20 protein-coding genes are annotated in these 20,667 nt (G+C 68.4%); 10 read left to right on the top strand and 10 right to left on the bottom strand.

Annotated elements, in window-relative coordinates; all coding sequences use genetic code 11:
* Window positions 1–25: 25 nt before the first annotated feature.
* Window positions 26–250, top strand: a complete 225-nt coding sequence (locus tag AAYO93_RS06085) for a DUF3107 domain-containing protein (protein ID WP_345764109.1) — start codon at window positions 26–28, stop codon at window positions 248–250.
* A 14-nt stretch (window positions 251–264) separates the two neighbouring features.
* A complete protein-coding gene (locus AAYO93_RS06080) occupies window positions 265–573 on the top strand; it encodes a hypothetical protein (protein WP_345764108.1) in 309 nt (102 codons plus the stop codon).
* Window positions 574–623: 50 nt separating this feature from the next.
* On the opposite strand, the gene AAYO93_RS06075 is transcribed toward AAYO93_RS06080, so the two are convergent.
* A complete protein-coding gene (locus AAYO93_RS06075; protein ID WP_345764107.1) occupies window positions 624–1,340 on the bottom strand; it encodes a ferritin-like fold-containing protein in 717 nt (238 codons plus the stop codon).
* Between the two features lie 179 nt (window positions 1,341–1,519).
* Between AAYO93_RS06075 and AAYO93_RS06070 the strand changes: the two genes are divergently transcribed.
* The gene (locus AAYO93_RS06070; protein WP_345764106.1) at window positions 1,520–2,995 is read left to right on the top strand and encodes a DEAD/DEAH box helicase; all 1,476 of its coding nucleotides are present in this window, start codon (window positions 1,520–1,522) and stop codon (window positions 2,993–2,995) included.
* A gap of 22 nt (window positions 2,996–3,017) precedes the next feature.
* Here the strand turns inward: AAYO93_RS06070 and AAYO93_RS06065 are convergent, their stop codons facing one another.
* A complete protein-coding gene (locus tag AAYO93_RS06065; protein WP_345764105.1) occupies window positions 3,018–4,148 on the bottom strand; it encodes a hypothetical protein in 1,131 nt (376 codons plus the stop codon).
* Window positions 4,149–4,196: 48 nt separating this feature from the next.
* Window positions 4,197–5,069 (bottom strand): PHP domain-containing protein, encoded by an 873-nt coding sequence (locus AAYO93_RS06060; protein ID WP_345764104.1) that lies wholly within the window; start codon window positions 5,067–5,069, stop codon window positions 4,197–4,199.
* A 67-nt stretch (window positions 5,070–5,136) separates the two neighbouring features.
* Between AAYO93_RS06060 and AAYO93_RS06055 the strand changes: the two genes are divergently transcribed.
* Window positions 5,137–6,663, top strand: a complete 1,527-nt coding sequence (locus tag AAYO93_RS06055) for an aminopeptidase P family protein (RefSeq protein WP_345764103.1) — start codon at window positions 5,137–5,139, stop codon at window positions 6,661–6,663.
* Window positions 6,664–6,665: 2 nt separating this feature from the next.
* On the opposite strand, the gene AAYO93_RS06050 is transcribed toward AAYO93_RS06055, so the two are convergent.
* Window positions 6,666–7,307, bottom strand: coding sequence for a general stress protein (locus AAYO93_RS06050; protein ID WP_345764102.1), 642 nt, complete (start codon window positions 7,305–7,307; stop codon window positions 6,666–6,668).
* A 57-nt stretch (window positions 7,308–7,364) separates the two neighbouring features.
* Between AAYO93_RS06050 and AAYO93_RS06045 the strand changes: the two genes are divergently transcribed.
* The 3 genes from AAYO93_RS06045 to AAYO93_RS06035 are packed head-to-tail and all read left to right on the top strand — an operon-like array spanning window position 7,365 to window position 10,348.
* Window positions 7,365–8,690 carry a magnesium transporter MgtE N-terminal domain-containing protein gene (locus AAYO93_RS06045; RefSeq protein WP_345764101.1) on the top strand — a complete coding sequence of 442 codons (1,326 nt, stop codon included), beginning with the start codon at window positions 7,365–7,367 and terminating at the stop codon, window positions 8,688–8,690.
* Window positions 8,677–9,201, top strand: a complete 525-nt coding sequence (locus AAYO93_RS06040) for a DUF1003 domain-containing protein (RefSeq protein ID WP_345764100.1) — start codon at window positions 8,677–8,679, stop codon at window positions 9,199–9,201. The genes AAYO93_RS06045 and AAYO93_RS06040 overlap by 14 nt, the downstream gene beginning before the upstream one ends.
* Window positions 9,170–10,348 (top strand): Mrp/NBP35 family ATP-binding protein, encoded by a 1,179-nt coding sequence (locus AAYO93_RS06035; RefSeq protein WP_345764099.1) that lies wholly within the window; start codon window positions 9,170–9,172, stop codon window positions 10,346–10,348. Before AAYO93_RS06040 ends, AAYO93_RS06035 begins: the two co-directional genes overlap by 32 nt.
* Window positions 10,349–10,374: 26 nt before the next feature.
* Here AAYO93_RS06035 and AAYO93_RS06030 read toward each other — a convergent pair whose 3' ends face one another.
* The 3 genes from AAYO93_RS06030 to AAYO93_RS06020 all read right to left on the bottom strand — a co-directional run bounded on the left by AAYO93_RS06030 (window position 10,375) and on the right by AAYO93_RS06020 (window position 13,679).
* Window positions 10,375–11,886, bottom strand: coding sequence for a pyridoxal phosphate-dependent decarboxylase family protein (locus tag AAYO93_RS06030; RefSeq protein WP_345764098.1), 1,512 nt, complete (start codon window positions 11,884–11,886; stop codon window positions 10,375–10,377).
* Window positions 11,873–13,252 carry an MFS transporter gene (locus AAYO93_RS06025; protein ID WP_345764097.1) on the bottom strand — a complete coding sequence of 460 codons (1,380 nt, stop codon included), beginning with the start codon at window positions 13,250–13,252 and terminating at the stop codon, window positions 11,873–11,875. Before AAYO93_RS06025 ends, AAYO93_RS06030 begins: the two co-directional genes overlap by 14 nt.
* 70 nt (window positions 13,253–13,322) lie before the next feature.
* On the bottom strand, window positions 13,323–13,679 hold the full coding sequence (locus AAYO93_RS06020) for a sec-independent translocase (RefSeq protein WP_345764096.1): 357 nt from the start codon (window positions 13,677–13,679) through the stop codon (window positions 13,323–13,325).
* An 82-nt stretch (window positions 13,680–13,761) separates the two neighbouring features.
* Here AAYO93_RS06020 and AAYO93_RS06015 point away from each other — a divergent pair, with 82 nt between their 5' ends.
* A complete protein-coding gene (locus tag AAYO93_RS06015; RefSeq protein WP_345764095.1) occupies window positions 13,762–14,457 on the top strand; it encodes an O-methyltransferase in 696 nt (231 codons plus the stop codon).
* On the opposite strand, the gene AAYO93_RS06010 is transcribed toward AAYO93_RS06015, so the two are convergent.
* The 3 genes from AAYO93_RS06010 to dapE all read right to left on the bottom strand — a co-directional run bounded on the left by AAYO93_RS06010 (window position 14,421) and on the right by dapE (window position 16,989).
* Entirely contained in the window at window positions 14,421–14,594 is a 174-nt protein-coding gene (locus AAYO93_RS06010) for a DUF3117 domain-containing protein (protein ID WP_271178167.1), read from the bottom strand. The two genes, AAYO93_RS06015 and AAYO93_RS06010, sit on opposite strands and share 37 nt — an antisense overlap.
* Before the next feature lie 81 nt (window positions 14,595–14,675).
* The gene (locus AAYO93_RS06005; protein ID WP_345764094.1) at window positions 14,676–15,854 is read right to left on the bottom strand and encodes a hypothetical protein; all 1,179 of its coding nucleotides are present in this window, start codon (window positions 15,852–15,854) and stop codon (window positions 14,676–14,678) included.
* Between the two features lie 49 nt (window positions 15,855–15,903).
* Entirely contained in the window at window positions 15,904–16,989 is a 1,086-nt protein-coding gene (gene dapE / locus AAYO93_RS06000) for a succinyl-diaminopimelate desuccinylase (protein ID WP_345764093.1), read from the bottom strand.
* A 17-nt stretch (window positions 16,990–17,006) separates the two neighbouring features.
* Between dapE and dapD the strand changes: the two genes are divergently transcribed.
* Both dapD and AAYO93_RS05990 read left to right on the top strand, forming a co-directional pair.
* Entirely contained in the window at window positions 17,007–18,002 is a 996-nt protein-coding gene (dapD, locus tag AAYO93_RS05995; RefSeq protein WP_345764092.1) for a 2,3,4,5-tetrahydropyridine-2,6-dicarboxylate N-succinyltransferase, read from the top strand.
* Between the two features lie 76 nt (window positions 18,003–18,078).
* Window positions 18,079–20,655 carry a penicillin acylase family protein gene (locus AAYO93_RS05990; RefSeq protein WP_345764091.1) on the top strand — a complete coding sequence of 859 codons (2,577 nt, stop codon included), beginning with the start codon at window positions 18,079–18,081 and terminating at the stop codon, window positions 20,653–20,655.
* Window positions 20,656–20,667: the final 12 nt, after the last annotated feature.

The raw sequence follows: 20,667 nt of genomic DNA, 5'->3' as shown, positions 1-20,667 counted from the left end.
CGGTCAGATTCGAAAGGCACCACACGTGGACATCCGCATCGGAATCCTCAACGCTCCTCGCGAACTCAGCTTCGAGTCGACGCACACCGCTGACGAGATCGCAGAGCAGGTCTCGGCTGCGCTGACCAGCGGCACCGGCTTCCTGCGGCTCACCGACGACAAGGGCAAGGTCTACCTGATTCCGACGACGGGCATCGCCTATGTCGAGGTCGGCACCGAAGAGTCGCGCCGTATCGGATTCGTGGGCTGAGGCGGAGCGTAGCGATGGAGCTGCTGTTCATCACGCTCGCCGGAGCGATCATCGGTCTGGCGGGGCGGTATCTTCTCCCGAACCGTCATACGCACGGCGCGGCGCTCATCCCGGCGATCGGCGTCATCGTCTCGGCCGCTTTGTGGGTCGGACTCACCTGGGCGGGTCTCGCGTGGGACGCCGGCTGGATCTGGGTCATCACGCTCGTCGGCACGGCGGCAATCGTCGTCGCCACCGACCTCATCATCGGACGCGTGCGCACGACGCACGACGCGAACCTGCTCGCGACGCTGTCGAAGGCCTCACCGGTCCCTGCTCGGTGAGCAGCGGACACGTGCCGCTCCGACTTCCAGCCGCTCCGGCGGGGAGCCGGTCAGGCCGTGAGTCCCAGCGCATCCATCCGCCGGGTGTGCGCGGCGATCAGTTCGGTGAAGATGGGCTCGGTCTGCTCGTCGTCGGTGCGCGCGTTGCCCGACAGGTGGAGGGCCGATCGCGCGACCAGAAGCGTGTCTCCGACGAGCCGCCTCCCCCACATCGCCAGCCGTGATGCGAGCCGTGGGTCGGCCGCGATCTCGGCCCGCAGAATCCGCACGACCTGGTCCTGTCCGGAGTCGAGGCCCAGCAGCTGGGCGGCCCTCGGCCCGAAGTCGCCGGGCAGGCCGGCGGACAGGCGGATGAAGAAGTCGTCCAGGAGCCCGGCCGTCAGGTGCGCGCCGAGCAGGGTCTCCTGCCAGTCGGCCCCGGTCGTGATCACGCTGAACCCGTCGATCGCATCGGCGAACGGCTGCATCGCGTAGGAGGGGTCGTCGCCGCGTCGCCGGATCTCGGCGACCAGGCCCTGGTGCTTCGCCAGCGCGAAACCCGCCGCCTTGCCGATGCTCTCCTTGGCTTCGAGATCCGGTACCTCGCCCACCACGCGCGAAAGGGTCTGGAACGCCTCGAGCTGCAGGTAGGCGGCCTGGCCCAGAAAAGGCAGGAGCTCCGGTGCGATCTCGTGCAGGTCCACACGCGTCGCGGGCGGCTTCTCCGGCCGCGGCTTGAGACGAGGAAGCTCGACCAATGGACGGCGGCGCGAGTACCAGGTTGACACGTACGCAAGTGTAGCGAGGGCGGATGCGCGTTCTTCCGGCCGCCGGGATGCGTCCCCTTATCGCCGTCTGTTCAGGAGCATCAAGTAGGCTGTGAGTGCCGTCGGCATGGGATCGACGGCCCTACGCCTGTGAAGAAGACGGCGTAGACCTTCGTGACCTAACCGACAGGCATCATTTCGTGACTTTCTCCGATCTCAACATCGACCAGGACATGGTCGACGCACTGGCAGCGAAGGGGATCATCGAACCGTTCCCCATCCAGGCCCAGACCATCCCCCTCGCCCTGGACGGGCAGGACATCATCGGCCAGGCCAAGACAGGCACCGGCAAGACATTCGGATTCGGCCTCCCGATCATCCAGCGCCTCGGGCTCGAGCCGACACCCGGCGTCCAGGCTCTCGTCGTCGTCCCCACCCGCGAGCTCTGCGTCCAGGTCTTCGAAGACCTGTCGCAGGCGGCGGAGAACCGCTCGACCCAGGTCGTGGCGATCTACGGCGGCAAGGCCTACGAGGGCCAGATCGAGCAGCTCAAGGCCGGTGCGCAGATCGTCGTCGGCACGCCCGGCCGCCTTCTCGACCTTGCAAGCCAACGCCTGCTCAACCTCGGCAACGTGCGCGAGATGGTACTGGACGAGGCCGACAAGATGCTCGACCTCGGCTTCCTCGCCGACATCGAGAAGCTGTTCGCCCAGACGCCGGCCACCCGCCACACCATGCTGTTCTCAGCGACGATGCCGGGGCCGATCGTCGCCCTCGCCCGCCGTTTCATGACGCGACCCATCCACATCCGCGCCACCGACCCCGACGAGGGCCAGATCCAGGCGAACATCAAGCACCTCATCTACCGCGCCCACGCGCTCGACAAGGACGAAGTGGTCGCGCGCATCCTCCAGGCCGAGGGTCGCGGCAAGACGGTCGTCTTCACCCGCACCAAGCGCGCAGCCGCGAAGCTGGTCGAAGAGCTCGGCGACCGCGGCTTCAACGCGGCCGCCGTCCACGGTGATCTGAACCAGGAGCAGCGCGAGCGGGCGATGGCCGCCTTCAAGGCCGGCAAGAAGGACATCCTCATCGCCACCGACGTCGCTGCGCGCGGAATCGACGTGGACGACGTGACCCATGTCATCAACCACACCATCCCCGAAGATGAGAAGACCTACCTGCACCGCGCGGGACGCACCGGGCGCGCGGGCAAGACCGGCATCGCCGTGACCTTCGTCGACTGGGACGACCTGCACAAGTGGGCATTGATCAACCGTGCCCTGGAGTTCGGGCAGCCCGAGCCGACCGAGACGTACTCGTCGTCGCCGCACCTCTACTCCGACCTGGACATCCCGGCCGGAGCCAAGGGCCGACTGAAGTCGACGCCCGCGGTCAAGACCGAATCGTCCGGGTCGTCGCGCCCGCCCCGCGAATCGCAGGGAACGCGCACCGACGACGGCGCCGGCCGGAACCGATCGCGTTCGCGCACCCGTGGTGGTCGCCCGGCTGCCGGCGCTCCGTCGCACGACGGCAGCCAGGCACCGACGGAGCACGCGGCCTCGGGGACCCACGACGGCGGCGGCGCCCAGCACCACGACGGCAACAGCTCACCGCGTCGCCGTAACCGCACGCGTCGTCGCAGCGGAGGAGCAGCCTCGGCGACACCCGCGAGCTAGCGGTTCGCCGGGGTCACGCCGGTCAGTACCAGTTGTAGCCGACCTCGTGGTTCCACGCTCCGCAGGGCGAGCCGTAGGCCCGGGAGATGTAGTCCAGACCCCAGTTGATCTGGGTGCGCGCGTTGGTCTGCCAGTCCGGTCCCGCCGTCGACATCTTGCTCGCGGGCAGCGACTGCGGGATCCCGTAGGCGCCGCTCGAGGTGTTGTACGCGTCAGCGCGCCATCCCGACTCCTGGTTCCACAGGCGCACCAGACACGACATCTGCTCGCCACCCCAGCCGAACGAGGGCAGCCGGCTCTGCGCATAGGCCTGCGCTCCGGCGGGATCCACGACGACACCGCCGAGCGGGGGTGCGAAGCCGTCCGCTCCTCCCCCGGCGCTCGCCTGCTGCTGCGCCAGCGCTGCACGCGCCGCGACGCCCGCTGCGTACTTCTGCTCGACCTGAGCGGTCGTGCGTTTGAGGGATGCGAGCTGCGCGTACATGACTTTCGCGCGCGTCCGCTGCGTCGCCAGTTCGGCATCCGCAGCCTGTTGCGCCGCTTTTGCCGCAGCGAGGGCTTTCTGGGCCTGCGCCGCCAGTGACGTCCGCGCGGCTTCGGCCGCCTTGGCATCGCCGCTCAGCGACGCGGCGAGATTCTGCTGCTGCTGGGCTTTGGTGAACAGGTCACCGGCGCGGCTCGTCAGGCTCGCCATCGCACCGAGCTGGTACAACAGATCCGACGAGCCGGTCGGTCGGGATCCGTCGAGGAAGAGATGGATGGTGAGATCGGCACCGCTCATGCGCGACAGCTGTTCGGTGAGCGCTCCGCTCTCGGTCTTGAGGGAGCGAGCGGATGCGGCCGCAGCTGCGGCGCTCGCGGCGAGCCGCACCGCCTTGTCGGTGGCCGCGGCGAGGTCGGCCTCGGCCTTGGCATATTGCGCGGCGCGTCTGATCGCAAGGTCGGCGGCAGCGTTCGCCGCCTTCTGGAGACCACCGAGGAGGGTGTTGATCTTCGTGACTTCCGCCTGCGTGGCGGCCTGGCTCGCCTTGGCTGCCTGCACGTCGCCCCAGCTCGGGTAACTCGTGTCCGCGGTCGCTGCCGGGACGGCGCCTCCGACCGCGAGCAGCGCGGCGACGATCAGCCCAACGGCAATCCGGGATCGTCCCCTCACCTGCAGCCTCCGTTCGCTTTGCGCCCCGTTCAGGCTACGACGCGTTTCTCAGGAGGCGTAGAAGGGCGCCGCGCCTGTCGCTTGTTCGATGATGAGGTCGAGAACCGGGGGTTTGGTGGTGTTCTCCCCGAAGCGGTTGGGTTTTCCGGAGCCGTGGTAGTCGCTCGATCCCGTGATCTGGAGCCCGAACTGCTTCGCCAGTTCGTACAGTCTCTCCCGGCCGTCCGGCGTGTTCTCGCGGTGGTCGATCTCGAGCCCGAAGAGGCCTGCGTCCACGAGAAGGGCCAGTCGGTGCCGCGGAATGACCCTGTCCCGCCCGCGGGTGCCGGGATGCGCGATCACGGGCACTCCGCCGGCTTCGCGGATCAGACGCACGCCGGTCAGCGGGTCCGGAGCGTAGTGCGGCTGATAGTAGCCCGCTCGCCAGTGGAGGATCCCGGCGAACGCAGCACTGCGGTCGGGTGCGAGTCCGCGTGCGACGAGGGCGTCCGCGATGTGGGGGCGTCCGACAGTGGCGCCCACAGTGGTCTGCGCAACCACGTCGTCCCAGGTGATGTCGTAGTCCTCGGAGATCCGCCGGACCATCTCTTCGGCGCGGCGGAGGCGTCCGACCCGGATGCGCTCGGTCTCGGCGGCGAGCGCGGAGTCGAGCGGGTCGAACAGGTACCCGAGCATGTGCACGCTCGCGAATTCGATCCGCGTACTGAGCTCCATACCGGGGATGAGAGTGATCCCGGCTTCAGGGACCGCGGCAGCCGCGTCCGCCCATCCGGCCGTGGAGTCGTGGTCGGTCAGTGCGACCGTTCCGAGCCCCGCCGCGGCCGCAGCGCGCACGAGCTCGCCCGGCGTCTCCGTTCCGTCGGAGACACTCGAATGCGTGTGGAGGTCGATGGGACCACGGAAGCGTCGCTCATCACCCATGGGTTCATCGTACGGGGCACCGAGCAGGCCGCCGCAGAGACGCCTCGGTCGGTGAAAGAATGGAGTCATGTCGTCACACACCGAATCGTCCCAGCAGACCGCGACCACCGAGCCGAAGCCCCGCGCCACCTCCAATCGCTCGACGACGCCGGGCTCCGACGGATTCAAGGACTACATCGGCAGCGGCTGGGCCGATCGGCCCGACGTCCTCCCCGGCGCGCGCGAGCAGGCGGCGTTCGCTGCCGAGCGTCGCGCCCGTGTGTCGCGACTCCACCCGGGAAAGCGCATCGTCATCCCTGCCGGCCGCCTCAAGCAGCGTTCGAACGACACCGACTTCGCGTTCCGCGCACACTCGGCGTTCGCCCATCTCACGGGCTGGGGCTCGGATTCCGAGCCGGGAAGCGTTCTGGTGCTCGAGCCGACGGCCGACGGTCACGAAGCGACCCTCTACTTCCGCGAGCGCGCCGGACGCGATTCCGACGAGTTCTACGCGAACCCCGAGATCGGCGAGTTCTGGATCGGTCCGCGTCCGTCCGTCGCGCAGGTCGCGAGCGACCTCGCACTGCTCACGCGCGGAATCGCCGACCTCGACGCTGTCATCGAGGCGACCGACGAGAACACGCTCATCGTGCGCGAAGCCGATCCCGCCCTCACCGACCAGGTCGACGGTCTCCGGCTGCTCAACCTCGACGATCGCATCGCCGATGTCGAGGCCCATGTGGGCGACGACGAGCTGGCCCGCGACCTGTCCGAGCTCCGCCTGGTGAAGGACTCCTTCGAAGTCGGCGAACTGCGCGCGGCCGTCGATGCGACGGCACGCGGATTCGACGACGTGATCGCCGACCTCCCGCGTATCACCGCGCACCATCGCGGCGAGCGCCTGGTCGAGGGCGTCTTCAACGGGCGCGCCCGTGCAGACGGCAATGCGGTGGGCTACGACACGATCGCGGCGAGCGGACCGCACGCCTGCATCCTGCACTGGACCCGCAACGACGGCCCGGTCGTGCCGGGCGACCTCATCCTGCTCGACGCCGGCGTCGAGGTCGACAGCTACTACACCGCCGACATCACCCGCACTCTCCCGATCAGCGGACGCTTCACCGACACCCAGCGCCTCGTCTACGAGGCAGTGCGGGAGGCGGCGGATGCTGCGTTCGCGATCGTGCGCCCCGGCATCCGGTTCCGCGAGATCCACCAGACGGCGATGGCCGTGATCGCGCGGCGCACCGCGGAATGGGGACTCCTGCCCGTCACCGCTGAGGAGGCTCTCCAAGCCGACAACCAGCACCACCGTCGCTACATGGTGCACGGCACCAGCCATCACCTCGGCCTCGACGTGCACGACTGCGCCCAGGCGCGCCGCGACCTGTACCTCGACGGCGTGCTCGAGGCGGGCATGGCGTTCACGATCGAGCCCGGTCTCTACTTCCAGCCCGACGACCTGACCGTTCCGGAGCATTTCCGCGGGATCGGGGTACGCATCGAGGACAACATCCTCGTCACCGCCGACGGCGCGGAGAACCTGTCGATCGCGATCCCGCGCACGGCCGACGATGTCGAGGCCTGGGTGCAGGGCGGCGCGAACCGCCGGTAGGGCTAACCCGCAGTCGGCGGCGCCGGCGGCGGGTCCGAGGGATGCTGCGGGCTCCCGTCGGCGGGCGGTCCCGGCGGAGTCGGCTGCACAGGCGCCGCCGGCGGCGGGTCCGAGGGATGCTGGGCGACGGGGAACGGCTGCGCAACCGGTTCAGAGGACACGCCTCCTGCGATCAGGTTGCGCGCGCGGTTGACCAGGTCTGGGTCGACGAGCACGGAATAGCTCGACGCGATGACCTGGGCGACGGACGTGTAGTCACGTCGCCGGCGATTCACCGCATAGGAGACGACGCCGAACAGCATCCCGAAGCCGGCGCCGATCAGCACGGCCGCGATGACGAAGGCGTAACTGGTGGCCGGGTTGAAGATCACCAGGAGCAGCCCGATGAAGATGCCGAACCATGCTCCGGATGCGGCTCCGGCGATCGAGACGCGGCCCCAGCTCAGCTTGCCGGTCACCCGTTCGACGCTCTTCAGGTCGCTGCCGACGATCGACAGCTTGGCGACCGGGAAGTCCGCCCTGGCGAGAACGTCGACGGCCTGCTGCGCCTCGGGATAGGTCTCGTAGGTCGCAATGACCTCGCCGCGCGGCAGAGTCGGGAAAACGACTCTGCCGCGGCCGCCGAACGGGCTCTGAGTGCTCATCCGACCATTCTTTCACCCAGCGCCGTTCCCCGGCTTCGAGGGCATAAGTTATTACCTGTGAGTGCCTCCAGAGTTTTCGTCGCCCGCCTCGCCGGGTGCACTGTCTTCGACCCCGCGGGCGACCGCGTGGGCAAGGTGCGCGACGTCCTGGTGGTCTATCGCAAGAGTGATCCGCCGCGCGTCGTCGGACTCATCGTCGAGATCCCCGGCAAGCGTAGGGTGTTCGTCTCGATCGGCCGCGTGACCAGCATCGGGAGCGGCCAGATCATCACGACCGGGCTGATCAACGTGCGCCGGTTCGAGCAGCGCGGCGGCGAGGTGCGGGTGATCGCCGAGATGCTCGGACGTCGCGTCGTCTTCGCCGACGGCTCGGGTGAGGCGACCATCGAAGACGTGGCCATCCAGGCTTCCGGCCAGGGTGACTGGGCGATCGAGCAGCTCTTCGTACGCCGCCCCAAGAGCGGCTCGTCGCCGTTCGGCAAGGGGCCGACCGCGTTCGTCGCGTGGTCCGAGGTGCTCGAGAAGGCGAGCGCCGGCCAGGCCCAGTCGGCCGAGCAGCTCATCGCCACCTATTCCGAGCTGAAACCGGCCGACCTCGCCAACACTCTGCTCGACCTTCCGCAGCAGCGGATGCTCGAGGTCGCAGAAGAGCTTCCGGACGACCGCCTGGCCGACGTCCTCGAGGAGATGCCGGAGAGCGAGCAGGTGCAGATCCTCGGCCAGCTCAACGACGATCGCGCGGCCGACGTGCTCGACCAGATGGAACCGGACGACGCCGCCGACCTGATCGCCCAGCTCTCCGACGAGCGCGGAGAGCACCTCCTCGAACTGATGCAGCCGGAGGAGGCCGAAGATGTGCGCATGCTCCTCACCTACGCGCCCGACACGGCCGGCGGACTGATGACCACCGAGCCCATCATCGTCTCGGCGGATGCCACGGTGGCAGAGGGACTCGCGCTCATCCGCCGCCACGAGCTAGCGCCCGCCCTCGGCGCCGCGGTGTGCGTGACCCTGCCTCCGTACGAGGCGCCGACCGGCCGATTCCTCGGGATGGTGCACTTCCAGCGGATGCTGCGCTACCCGCCGCACGTGCGCCTCGGCACCCTGCTCGACCCGAGCCTGGAGCCTGTCACAGCCGACACGTCGGCGGCCGAGGTCTCGCGCATCCTCGCCAGCTACAACCTGGTGTCGGTCCCGGTCGTGGACGAGAACCATCGCCTGGTCGGGGTGGTGACCATTGACGACATCCTCGACTTCCTGCTCCCCGACGACTGGCGAAGTCGCGACGACGAAGACGACGTGCTGAAACGCCCGGCGCCGTCGGACAGCACAGGAAGTATCCCCATCGCGAACGGAAGGAGGGTCGGAAATGGCACGAGTTAGCCGGTCGGATGCCCGTCTGGACGCCCCGAAAGGGCTGCGCACGTCGGTCCTCCCCCGCAGGGGCGTGAGCGACAGCGACCGGTTCGGTCGATTCACCGAGTGGATCGCCCGCAACATGGGTACGCCCTGGTTCATCGTCGGTCTGACGATCTTCGTCATCTTCTGGATGGCCTGGAACATCTTCGCGCCTCCCGCCCTGCGCTTCGACTCCGCAGCGCTCGGGTTCATCGCGCTGACGCTCGTGCTCTCGCTCCAGGCCTCGTACGCGGCCCCGCTCATCCTGCTCGCCCAGAACCGGCAGGACGACCGTGACCGGGTGCAGATCGAGCAGGACCGACAGCGCGCCGAGCGCAATCTCGCCGACACCGAGTACCTGGCGCGCGAGGTCGTCGCGCTCCGCCTCGCCGTACGGGACATGGCCACGAAGGACTTCATTCGCGCGGAGCTGCGCGCCCTCCTCGAAGACCTGGACAGCCGCGATGCCGCCGAAGCCGAGCAGTCCGGTGCCTGACGGCGATAACGGACTCGCGGATGCGGTGCGCACAGCACTGTCGCGGGTGCTCGACCCGGAGATCCGCCGGCCCATCACTGAACTGGACATGGTCGGCGCCGTCTCCGTCGATGCTTCGGGTACAGCCCGTGTCGCGATCAAGCTGACGATCGTCGGATGCCCGGCCGCCGACACGATCGAACGCGACGTGCGTGCTGCAACGGCCTCCGTTCCCGGTGTGACGGAGGTCGCCGTGGACGTGTCGGTGATGACCCCGGCCGAACGTGCCGCCCTGACCGAACGGCTCCGCGGCTCCCGAGCCGCGCGGCGCCCCCAGTTCGGCCCGGAGTCACTCACCCAGGTGTATGCCGTGACGAGTGGCAAGGGCGGCGTCGGCAAATCGACGGTCACCGCGAACCTCGCCGTCGCGCTCGCCCAGCGCGGACTTGCCGTCGGCATCCTCGACGCCGATGTGTACGGGTTCTCGATCCCGGGCATCCTCGGGCTCGTCGACGCGTCCGGGTCAGCGCCGCGGCCCACGCGGGTCGACGACATGATCCTGCCGCCGGTGGCGCACGACGTGAAGGTCATCTCCATCGGGATGTTCGTCGACTCGCCGTCCGCGGCGGTCGCGTGGCGGGGGCCCATGCTCCATCGCACCATCCAGCAGTTCATCACCGACGTCTACTGGGGCGACCTCGACGTGCTGCTTCTCGACCTCCCGCCGGGAACCGGAGATGTCGCCATCACCGTCGGCCAGTTGCTCTCCCACGCCGACGTCGTCGTGGTGACCACACCCCAGCCCGCTGCGGCAGATGTCGCCGAGCGCAGCGGGACGGTGGCCCGCCAGACCGGCCAGCGGGTCATCGGAGTGATCGAGAACATGGCCGGGCTCGCCCAGCCCGACGGCACGATCCTCGAGGTCTTCGGCAGCGGCGGCGGCGCGGACGTCGCTGCGCGACTGTCGGTCGGGCAGACCGAACCCGTGCCGCTCCTCGCGTCCATCCCGCTGAGCGTCGCTCTGCGGTCCGCTGGTGACGCCGGCCTCCCGATCGTGCTGAGCGATCCCGACGATCCGGCCGCGCTGGCGATCACCCGGGTCGCGGCCCGGCTCGCAACGCGCGGGCGCTCCCTCGCCGGGCGCCGCCTGGGCGTGACGCTCAGCTGACTCGACCGATCAGCTGACTGGACGACTCAGCGCGGCTCGACGATCCGCGCCAGGAGTTCGATGAGCAGTCGCTCGGTGAGTTCGTGCGGCAACGCCTCGATCAGCGCCAGGAAAGGCGCCATCCGTTCGGGCAGACGCGCACTCGCCGCGCCCTCGCCGGGCTCGACTCCGACGAGTCCGATCTGCTTGAGCACCTGGAGCGCGGCGTCCGAGTCGAGCGTTGCTGCTCCTGCCGCCGCGCCCGTGACCAGCTCCGCGGGAAGCGCTGCCAGCAGGTCGGCTGCGGCGACCGCGGGGACCCCGCGAACCTGCGCGGCGGATCCCCGCAGGGCCGCCTCGAGCTCGTCGATCCGTTCCTCCGTCACCGGCGTCACGGTGAGATGCGTCGTGTGCGGCAGGCGGGTCCCGTCGGACTGCACGAGGCCGGGCTGGAGCTGCAGCAGCCAGCCCCTGGCTCGTGCCTGGTCCGCCCAATGATGGGGGTCGACCTGGGCGTCCGCGGGAACGGAATAGTCGGTCGCCACGGCCAGCAGCGGCCCGACGGGTTCGCCGACGACCCGCAACCCTTCGATGTCGCCGATGACATCGACCAGCGCCCGCGTCGCACGCAGGCACGACTGCGCCAGCTCACCGAAGCCCTCGGTGCCGAGCGCCTCGACGATGGCCCACGACGCGGCGAGCGCGCCGGCCGACTTCGAACCCAGGATGGTCGGATTGACCACGGGGTAACCGGGCCAGGTCGTCGTCGCGAAGTATTGGAGACGCTGACGATCCCGGTCGCGGTGAAGGAGGACGCTCGCGCCCTTCGGCGCGTACCCGAACTTGTGCAGGTCTGCCGAGATGCTCGTCACGCCGCGAACGGCGAAGTCCCATGACGGAACGGGGTCGCCGTCCGGACCGCTCCAGAACGGGAGGACGAGACCGCCGATGCAGGCGTCGACGTGGCACGCGATGCCGACATCGTCGCACTGGGCGGCTACGTCGGCCACCGGATCGAGAGAGGCGAACGGATACGACGGCGCCGAAACGACGACGAGAGCCACATCGGAACCCAGGCGCTGGGCGATCCTGTCGGCTTCGACGCATCCGGTCTCCACCTCCACCGGCACGAGATCGAGGACGAGATCGAAATAGTGCGCCGCCTTCTGGAACGCGGCGTGAACGGTCGTCGGCGCGACGAGCCGCGCCCTCCCGACGCCGCCGGAAGCCCGCCAGGCGTCCCTGGCCGTCTTCACCGCGAGCAGGCAGGACTCCGTCCCACCCGTCGTGATCGACCCGACGACACCGTCGTCGCCGTGGAGGAGACCGCGGGCGAACCCGATGAGGTCGCGTTCCATGACCGCGACGGAGGTGAAGGTCGTCGGGTCGAGGCCGTTGACCGGCTGCACCATCCGGATGGCGTCCGCAGCGAGAAGATCGATCTCGGGCACGCCCGAATCGTAGACGTATGAGAGCACGCGGCCGCCGTGCGTCGGAGCATCCCCTTCACGGAGTGCCGCGAGACGCCCCAGGATCTCCGCGGAATCAAACTGCACCATCGATGTCCTCCTTGCGAAGTCGGTAGCGCGCCAGCGGAATCAGGCTGATCGCGATGATCGCCGCCGGAACGAGGCTGAAGCTGAGCACGATCCCGATGACGGCGCTTGCCGGCTGGGTCTCTCCCGACGTGGCGGTGACGGTCGCGGTGTGTGCGACATAGCCGGTGAGCGCGAGCACGACCGTCAGCACAGTCGCACCCAGGGCCATCCCGGTGGTCTCCCCCGCTGTCCACATCCCGCCGAACGTTCCGGCGCGACCCGGGCCGTTTCGCTTCGCGTCGTGCGAGATCACGTCGGGCAGCATCGCCATCGGGAGCGACTGCATGCCCGCGTAGCCCGCGCCGACGAGCGCGACGGGACAGTAGACCCAGTTGCCGGGAACCCAGATCAGTAGCACCATCGAGAGCGCGGCGACCCCGAACAGGATGCTCGCGGCCGTGAATCCGCGCTCCTTGCCGATCCGCCGTGAAATGACCGCCCAGAGCGGCGTGACGACGAGGGCAGGGCCGATGAGCGCAACGAAGAGGAAGGTGACGGCGTCCTCCGAATGCAACACCCAGGTGGCGACGTAGTTGGCGCCGGCCAGCATGGCTCCCGTCGCGAGGCCCTGGAGCAGGAACGTGAGCAGGAGCGCGCGGAACGGCTGGCTCTCGCGCAGAGCGCCGATCCCCTGGGAGTAGTTGGTGCGAATGGTGGCGAGAACGCCCACCTTGCGTTCGGCTGCAAGCGGTGACGGATCGCCCTTGGGTGCGACGTAGCTCGAAATCAGCATGCCCCCGCCGATGACGAGGCCCGCGACGACCGCCATCAGAAGGTAACCCGCGTGCTTGTCGGCCCCGCCGAGCGCGCGAAGGGCCGGACCGCCCGCACCGAAGAGCAGGATCGCGAAAGTCAGGACGACGACCCGCCAGGTCAGCAGTCGCGTGCGCTGGTCGTAGCCGGACGCGAGTTCGGCGGGCAGGGCGATGTACGGCACCTGGAAGAGGCTGAACGACGTCGCGGTGAGAAGGAAGGCGATCATCACCCACACGGCGGCGGGCACGGCCGCGACACCGGCGGGCACCGCGAACGTGACGATGAAGAACACGGGCAGCGTGGTGGCTCCGAGGATCATCATCCCCCGCCGCGTGCCGTTGCGCGCGAGCAGCCGGTCACTGCGCGAGCCGATCACGGGATCGATGATGACGTCCCAGATCTTGGCCAGCGTGACGACGAGGCCGGCCGCGATCGCAGCCACCCCGAGTGTGTCCGTGAGGTAGTAGACGAGGACGAGTCCGGGCAGCGTTGCGAAGCCGCCGGTTCCCAGGGAACCGATGGCGTAGCGCGCGATCGTGCGCCGTTCGAGCAACTGCTCTGTTGCGATCATTCGAGAATGATATAGCGCCGGACGGCGGCGAAATGACAGCCGGTCGCGCCGGCCGGCACGCACGCAGGGGTCAGGTCGCCTCGGTGTCGAAGGGCGGCACCGAACCCGACTGCAGTTTGCGCTGCCTCTGCGCGTACGCCGACTCCGTCACCGGCTTGATGGTCGGGGCCGGCTCCTCCTCGAGAAGAGCCTCGCGGATGATCCGCCGCGGGTCGTACTGGCGGGGATCGAGCTTCTTCCAGTCGACCTCTTCGAACTCGGGACCCATCTCTTCGCGCATGCGGTCCTTGGCCCCGTTGGCCATGTCGCGGAGCGTGCGCGTGAACTGTCCGAGCTTGGCAGCATACGTCGGGAGGCGCTCAGGACCGAGCAGGAAGACAGCGATCACCCCGATGATGAGCAGCTTCTCGAAGGTCAATCCGAACACCAGATCAGACTAACGCGTGCGGCCTGCACGAATGCTGCCAGTGAGGGCCGTATTCTGGTGCCGGTAGACCCCTGGGAGCGCTGTGTCAGACAAAGAATCCAACTGGAAGTTCGCCGACGAGATCATCGTCGAGCCCGACGTGATCGCGCGGGCGCGCCAGCAGTCGCTCGAACTCGGGATCGAGCCGATCGCTGCGTCGGTCGGGGCCCAGGCGGCAGTGGTGGCCGCAGCCACCGACGCGTCGAGCATCGTCGAGATCGGCACCGGCGTCGGCGTCTCGGGTCTGTGGTTGCTGACGGGGGGAACCCACGCGACCCTGACGTCGATCGATTCGGAACTCGACCACCAGCAGCATGCCCGAACGTTCTTCACTGAAGCGGGTATCCAGGCGAATCGTGTGCGGCTCATCACCGGTCGTGCGCTCGACGTGCTGCCCAGGATGAACGAGAACTCCTACGACATCGTGTTCATCGACGCTGATCCGCAGTCCGTCATCGAGTACGTCGAGCACGGACTCCGGCTCGCGCGCCCGGGCGGAACCGTCCTCGTCGCGCACGCGCTGTGGAAGGGGCGGGTCTCCGACCCCGCTCAGCGCGACGACGTCGCCACCGGATTCCGCACCCTCGTCACCGAGACCGCGGCATCCGGTGCCGTCGTCAGTGCGCTCTCACCGGTCGGTGACGGTCTGCTCCAGGATCACCAAGTTGAGCGAATAGGGCTCCCTTTCGGGAGCCCCGCTCGTCAGGACGGTGCGACTACGCTCGCGAGCGCGTCGTGAAGCTCCTTGGCTTCCGCGTCGTTGACTGAGACGACAAGACGGCCCCCACCTTCGAGCGGAACACGCACGATGATGAGCCGACCCTCCTTTACAGCCTCCATTGGCCCGTCTCCGGTCCTCGGCTTCATGGCCGCCATGCAGCTCCCCTTTCGTGGATGTCCTTCTATTATCTGTCATTGGAGACACCGGAGAAAATCGCCCGTCTACCCCAGTCACGGTTACGGTGGCGTCCAGTCCAGCCCGTCGACGCCCCAGCAGATCAGCAACCAGCCCCACTGGAGCGCCAGGAACACGACGACGAGGGCGACCCGGTACACGCGGCTCTTCGGCATCGCGAGCACACCGAGAAGCGGGAACAGCGGCATCAGGATGCGGAACGTGCTCGACTGCGGGAAGAACACGGCGAGCAGATAGACACCGTAGGCCGCCAGCCAGAAGCGGAGGTCCACACCGAGACGCCGCACCGCCGGGGTGAACAACAGGAGCGCATAGAGGGCGATGAGCAGGACGACCGTGACGTTCCCGAGCCAGGCAGGGAGCCCCAGAGGGAAGGTGAACCACCAGTCGGCGCCCTCGAACCACGGTGAAAAGGGCACGAGATGCGTGAAGCCGATGTACTGGGCGCGCCAGGACAGCTCGGTATCGGTGTATGCGGTGACGGTGCCGGTCGCGATCGCCGCGATCGCCGGCCAGGCGAGGCCGGCGAGGCCGCTGTAGACGGTCACCACGCTCGACGCGACGCGATCGGCGACCGGGAACGGGTCGCGAGCCCTGACCGCGAACCGGTAGATCACGTGCATCCCCAGTGCGAGTGCGAACGCCAGACCGCTCGGACGCGTGAACGCCATGACCGTGACCACCGGGATCAGCCACCAGTAGCGGCGGAGCATCAGCAGGTAGAGAGCGAGGGCGAGCAGGAAGATGTACATCGACTCGGCGTACGCGACCTGGAACAGCGGCGAGACGGGAGCGACGCAGAACAGCGCCACCGCGTACAGACTCGTCGAGGCCGACAGCCGCAGCCGCAGAAGGCGGTAGAAGACGAGGCCTGCGCCCAGGCCGAACGCGACGGAGGCGATGACGGCCGCAACGGGCCACGGCGATCGGGTCACGAATGCGATGACGTCGACGACCGCGGGGTAGCCGGGCATGAACGCCCAGGCGTTCTGGTTCACATGGCCGTCGAGCAGCGGCAGCGACGCGGGGTAGCCGGCGATCGAGACGATGTTGTACCAGCGGCCGTCCCAGATGGCCGCGAAGTCGAAGTAGCCGGGGTGTGCCGCCGTCCACGGATTCGGACCCTGCACGCTCGCGAGCACGAGGAGCATGACCGTCGTGACCACACGGCTCGCCACGAAGATCAGTACGACGTTCAGCCACCAGGGCGACCGACGCAAGCGGGACGCGAGGGTTTCCGCGGTCGCTTCCGGCGCGACCGCGGGGGCGTCAGTTGACGGCGACGGCGCCGGTGAGCCAGGCACGCAATCCCGTTTCGCACGAACTGATCTGGTCGACCGCTACACGCTCGTCGTCGGCGTGCGCCTTCAGGGGGTCGCCCGGGCCGAAATTGACGGCCGGGATGCCCATCGCTGAAAAGCGTGCGACATCGGTCCACCCGTACTTCGGCTTCGCCTCTGCGCCCACCGCCGCAAGGAACTCCTGCGCGAGCGGGGCGTCGAGGCCCGGGCGCGCCCCGTCGGCACGATCGACGACGGTGACCTGGTAGTCGCCGAAGAGCTCGCGCATGTGCTCGAGCGCCTCGTCGGAACTGCGGCTGGGCGCGAACCGGTAGTTGATGTGCACCATGCACTCGTCGGGGATGATGTTGCCGGCGACCCCTCCGCTGATCCCGACAGCGTTGAGTCCCTCCCGGTACACGAGCCCGTCGACCTCGACGTTGCGCGCCTCATAGGCGGCGAGGATGTCGAGGATCGGAGCGGCCTTGTGGATGGCGTTGTCGCCGACCCATCCCCGCGCGGAGTGCGCTCGCAGACCGAAAGTGCGGACCTCGACCCGGAGGTTGCCGTTGCAGCCGCCCTCGACGACGCCGTTGCTCGGCTCACCGAGGATCGCGAAGTCACCGACGAAGAGATCCGGACGGTGGCGAGCCAGACGACCGAGGCCGTTGAGGTCGTTCGAGACCTCCTCGTGGTCGTACCACATCCACGTCACATCGATGGCCGGGTCGTCGAGTTCGGCGGCGAGCTTCAGCTGCACCGCCGTCCCGCCCTTCATGTCGACCGTGCCCCGGCCCCAGAGGTATTCCACCCCGTCGATCGTCTCGTACCGTGTGGGCAGATTGCCGTTCAGCGGAACGGTGTCGATGTGACCGGCGATGATCACCCGGCGTGCCCGCCCGAGGTTCGTGCGGGCGACGATCGTGTCGCCGTCGCGGATGATCTCCAGATGGTCGAGCCCGGAGAGGGCCTCCTCCATCTCATCGGCGAGAGTCTTCTCGTTTCCCGAGACGGATTCGATGTCGCAGAGCTGCCGAGTGAGGTCGGTCGAGGTCGCAGTCAGGTCGAGAGGCACCCTACTAATCTAGAGCCATGCCCTCTGACGTCGCCCACGAATCGGCTGTGCCCGCATCCCATTCCCCCCGACTCGCCTGGGGCTACGGCCTCGCGACGGTGGCCGGCGACGGAACAGTGCTCGACACCTGGTTCCCGGAACCCCGGCTGGGGGCCCTGCCCGCAGGGCGCGACCGGTGGATCGCCCCCGCCGAGCTCGAGTCCCTCGCGGGCGTCGACCGGCGGCGCAATGTCCGTATCGACATCGTGACGGTCGACATCGACCTCGACACTCCCCCGTCGACCACACCCGATGCCTACCTGCGCCTCCACCTCCTCTCCCACCTGCTCGCGAAGCCGAACTCGGTCAATCTCGACGGCATCTTCGTGCACCTCCCGATCGTCGCGTGGACGAACGCGGGCCCGGTGCTGCCGGCCGACCTGACCCGTCTGCGGCCGGCCCTGCAGCGCGCCGGGATCCACGTCACCGGCATCGACAAGTTCCCGCGCCTCCTCGACTACGTCACCCCGGACCGCGTGCGCATCGCCGACGCCTCCCGGGTCAGGCTCGGCGCCCACCTGGCACCCGGAACGACCGTGATGCACGAAGGCTTCGTCAACTTCAACGCCGGAACCCTCGGAACGTCGATGGTCGAAGGCCGGATCTCGCAGGGCGTCGTGGTCGGCGACGGGTCCGACATCGGAGGCGGCGCATCCATCATGGGCACGCTCTCGGGCGGCGGGACGCAACGCGTCTCGATCGGCGAACGCGCTCTCCTCGGCGCCAACTCGGGCATCGGGATCTCCATCGGCGACAACTCCGTCGTCGAGGCCGGGCTGTACGTCACCGCAGGAACGAAGGTGGTGCTCGTCGGCGCCGCGCCGACCGCGGACGGGAAACCACAGACGATCAAGGCCGTCGAGCTCTCCGGGGTGCCCGACCTGCTCTTCCGTCGCAACTCGATCAGCGGCGCCGTCGAAGTCCTCCAGCGCGGCGGCACCGGCATCGAACTGAACGCGGCTCTTCACGCCTGAGCCGACTGTTGCCGGGGCACAGGGCGTCCCGATGGGTTAGTGTCTGAAGACGGCAACCCGACCCGAAGGAGTGGCGGTGGGGAACGATCTGCCGCGCCTGAAGCGGCGCCATCCGGTAATCAGGGTCATCGGTGTGATCCTCGCCGTCGCCGTCGCCCTCGCGGTCATCGTCGCGGGCCTCGGCATCTGGACGGTCACCCGGTCGTTCCCGCAGACCTCTGGCACCATCCAGCTCGCCGGGCTGTCCGCCCCGGTCACTGTCTACCGGGATGATGCGGGCGTTCCGCAGATCGTCGCGAGCACGGCCGACGACCTGTTCAAGGCGCAAGGATTCGTGCACGCCCAGGACCGCTTCTGGGAGATGGACTTCCGACGGCACGTCACCGCCGGCCGCCTCTCCGAGATGTTCGGCGCCAGCCAGGTGCCGACCGACACGTTCATCCGCACGCTCGGCTGGCGCACGGTCGCCGAGAAGGAGGTCAAAGCCCTCGACCCGACGTCGTTGCGCTACTACAAGGACTACGCCGATGGAGTGAACGCCTACCTGCGCGGGCATTCCGGCGCGTCCCTCTCCCTCGAATACGCCGTGCTCGGGCTGCAGAATCCCGGCTACTCGCCCGAACCGTGGACGCCGGCAGACTCGGTCTCCTGGCTGAAGGCGATGGCCTGGGACCTCCGCTCGAACCTCGATGACGAGATCGACCGCGCCCTGCTGCTGACCAAGCTGTCCCCGCAGCAGGTCGCACAACTGCACCCGACCTATCCGTTCACGCAGCATCCGACGATCACCGCTCAGGGCGATGGAGACACGTCGAGGACGGCACCGTCTGTGGCGACGGCCTCGACGAACACCCGGCCGATCTCCCCGGGCGTGGTCGACGCGCTCCAGGACCTGCAGACAAACCTCGCCGGCGTGCCGACTCTCATGGGCCCCGCCGGGACCGACATCGGCTCCAACTCCTGGGTGGTCTCCGGCGCCCACACGGCCAGCGGCAAGCCCCTCCTCGCCAACGATCCGCATCTGGGCGCGGTCGAGCCCTCGGTCTGGTACCAGATCGGGCTGCACTGCCGCACGGTCGGCAAGGCATGCCCGTTCGATGTCGCCGGCTTCAGTTTCTCGGGGCTGCCAGGCGTCATCATCGGGCACAACGACCGCATCGCCTGGGGATTCACGAATCTCGGCCCTGACGTCGCAGACCTCTACGAGGAGAAGGTCACCGGCAACACTTTCGAATACGACGGCAAGCAGATTCCCCTGACGACACGGAAAGAGACAATCAAGGTCGCGGGCGGCGACCCCGTGACCATCACCGTCCGCTCCACCCTGCACGGCCCGATCGTGACCGGTCTGACGCCCGCGTATGCCGCGATCGCCAGGGACCAGGCGAAACGGATGGGCGTCCCGGCCACCAAGTACCAGCTCTCACTGCAGTGGACGGCGCTGCGGCCCGGACAGACCGCATCCGCGATCTTCGCCATCGACTCTGCGACCGAGTGGGCCGGATTCCGCGCGGCCGCGGCGAAGTTCGACGTCCCAGCCCAGAACCTGCTGTACGCCGACGTCGACGGCAACATCGGCTATCAGGCGCCCGGCCGCATCCCGATCCGGGCGACAGGCGACGGAACACTGCCGGTACCGGGGTGGTCGAGCCACTACCGCTGGACCGGGTACATCCCGTTCGACCAGCTGCCGTCGGTCTTCAACCCGCCGAGCGGTTTCATCGTGACCGCGAACAACTCGGCGGTCGGACCGGACTATCCGGCGATGATCACACGCGACTGGGATTACGGTTTCCGAGCCAACCAGATCACCGACCGTCTCGGAAAGCTGCTGACCAGTGGCAAGAAGCTGACCGCATCCGATTTCGCCGCCATCCAGGCCGACACCTACGACGCGAATGGGGCCCAGCTCTCCCCCATCCTCACCTCCGACGGGCTGCGGCCCTCCCTCACCGGCGGAGCGGCGAAGGGCGTCGCTCTCCTCGCGAAATGGAACCTCCACGACGACGCCGACAGCGCGGCCGCCGCGTACTTCAACATCTTCTGGCGCAACCTGCTCGTCGACGCGTTCGGCCGCAAACTGCCCGCGAGCGCACCGCCCGTCGGCGGCGACCGCTGGTTCGAGGTCGTCGGCAATCTCGCAACCCAACCCGACTCCCCGTGGTGGACGGACAAGAAGCTGGGCATCGCCGGGCGCGACCAGATGTTCGCGCACGCCGCCGACCAGGCGTGGGATGAAGCGGTCGACCTGATGGGAAACGACCCCGCGACCTGGCGATGGGACCGCATCCACAGTCTGGAGCTCACGAACGCGAGCCTGGGGAAGTCAGGCGTCGCGCCGATCGAGTGGCTTTTCAACCGCGGACCGTACCCGGTCGCCGGGTCGTCGTCCGTCGTCGACGCCACCGGCTGGGATGCGTCGGTCGGTTATCAGGTCGACCGCGTGCCCTCGATGTGGCAGGTGCTGGACCTGGCCGACTTCGACAAGTCGACGTGGGTGAACCTGACCGGCGAGTCCGGCCACGCGTTCCATCCGAACTACGTCGACCAGACGCCGCTCTGGCAGGAGAACAAGACGCGGCCGTGGCCGTTCACGCCGACGGCGGTGCGCAAGGCCGCGACGCAGACGCTGACGTTGCAGCCTGCCTCGTGACGGGTCGACGAA

The organism is Diaminobutyricibacter sp. McL0608, assembly GCF_039613825.1.
In the GTDB taxonomy this organism is placed as follows: Bacteria; Actinomycetota; Actinomycetes; order Actinomycetales; family Microbacteriaceae; genus Diaminobutyricibacter.
Note: the sequence above shows the minus strand (reverse complement) of the source record. Positions and strands in the feature narration are given on the sequence as shown.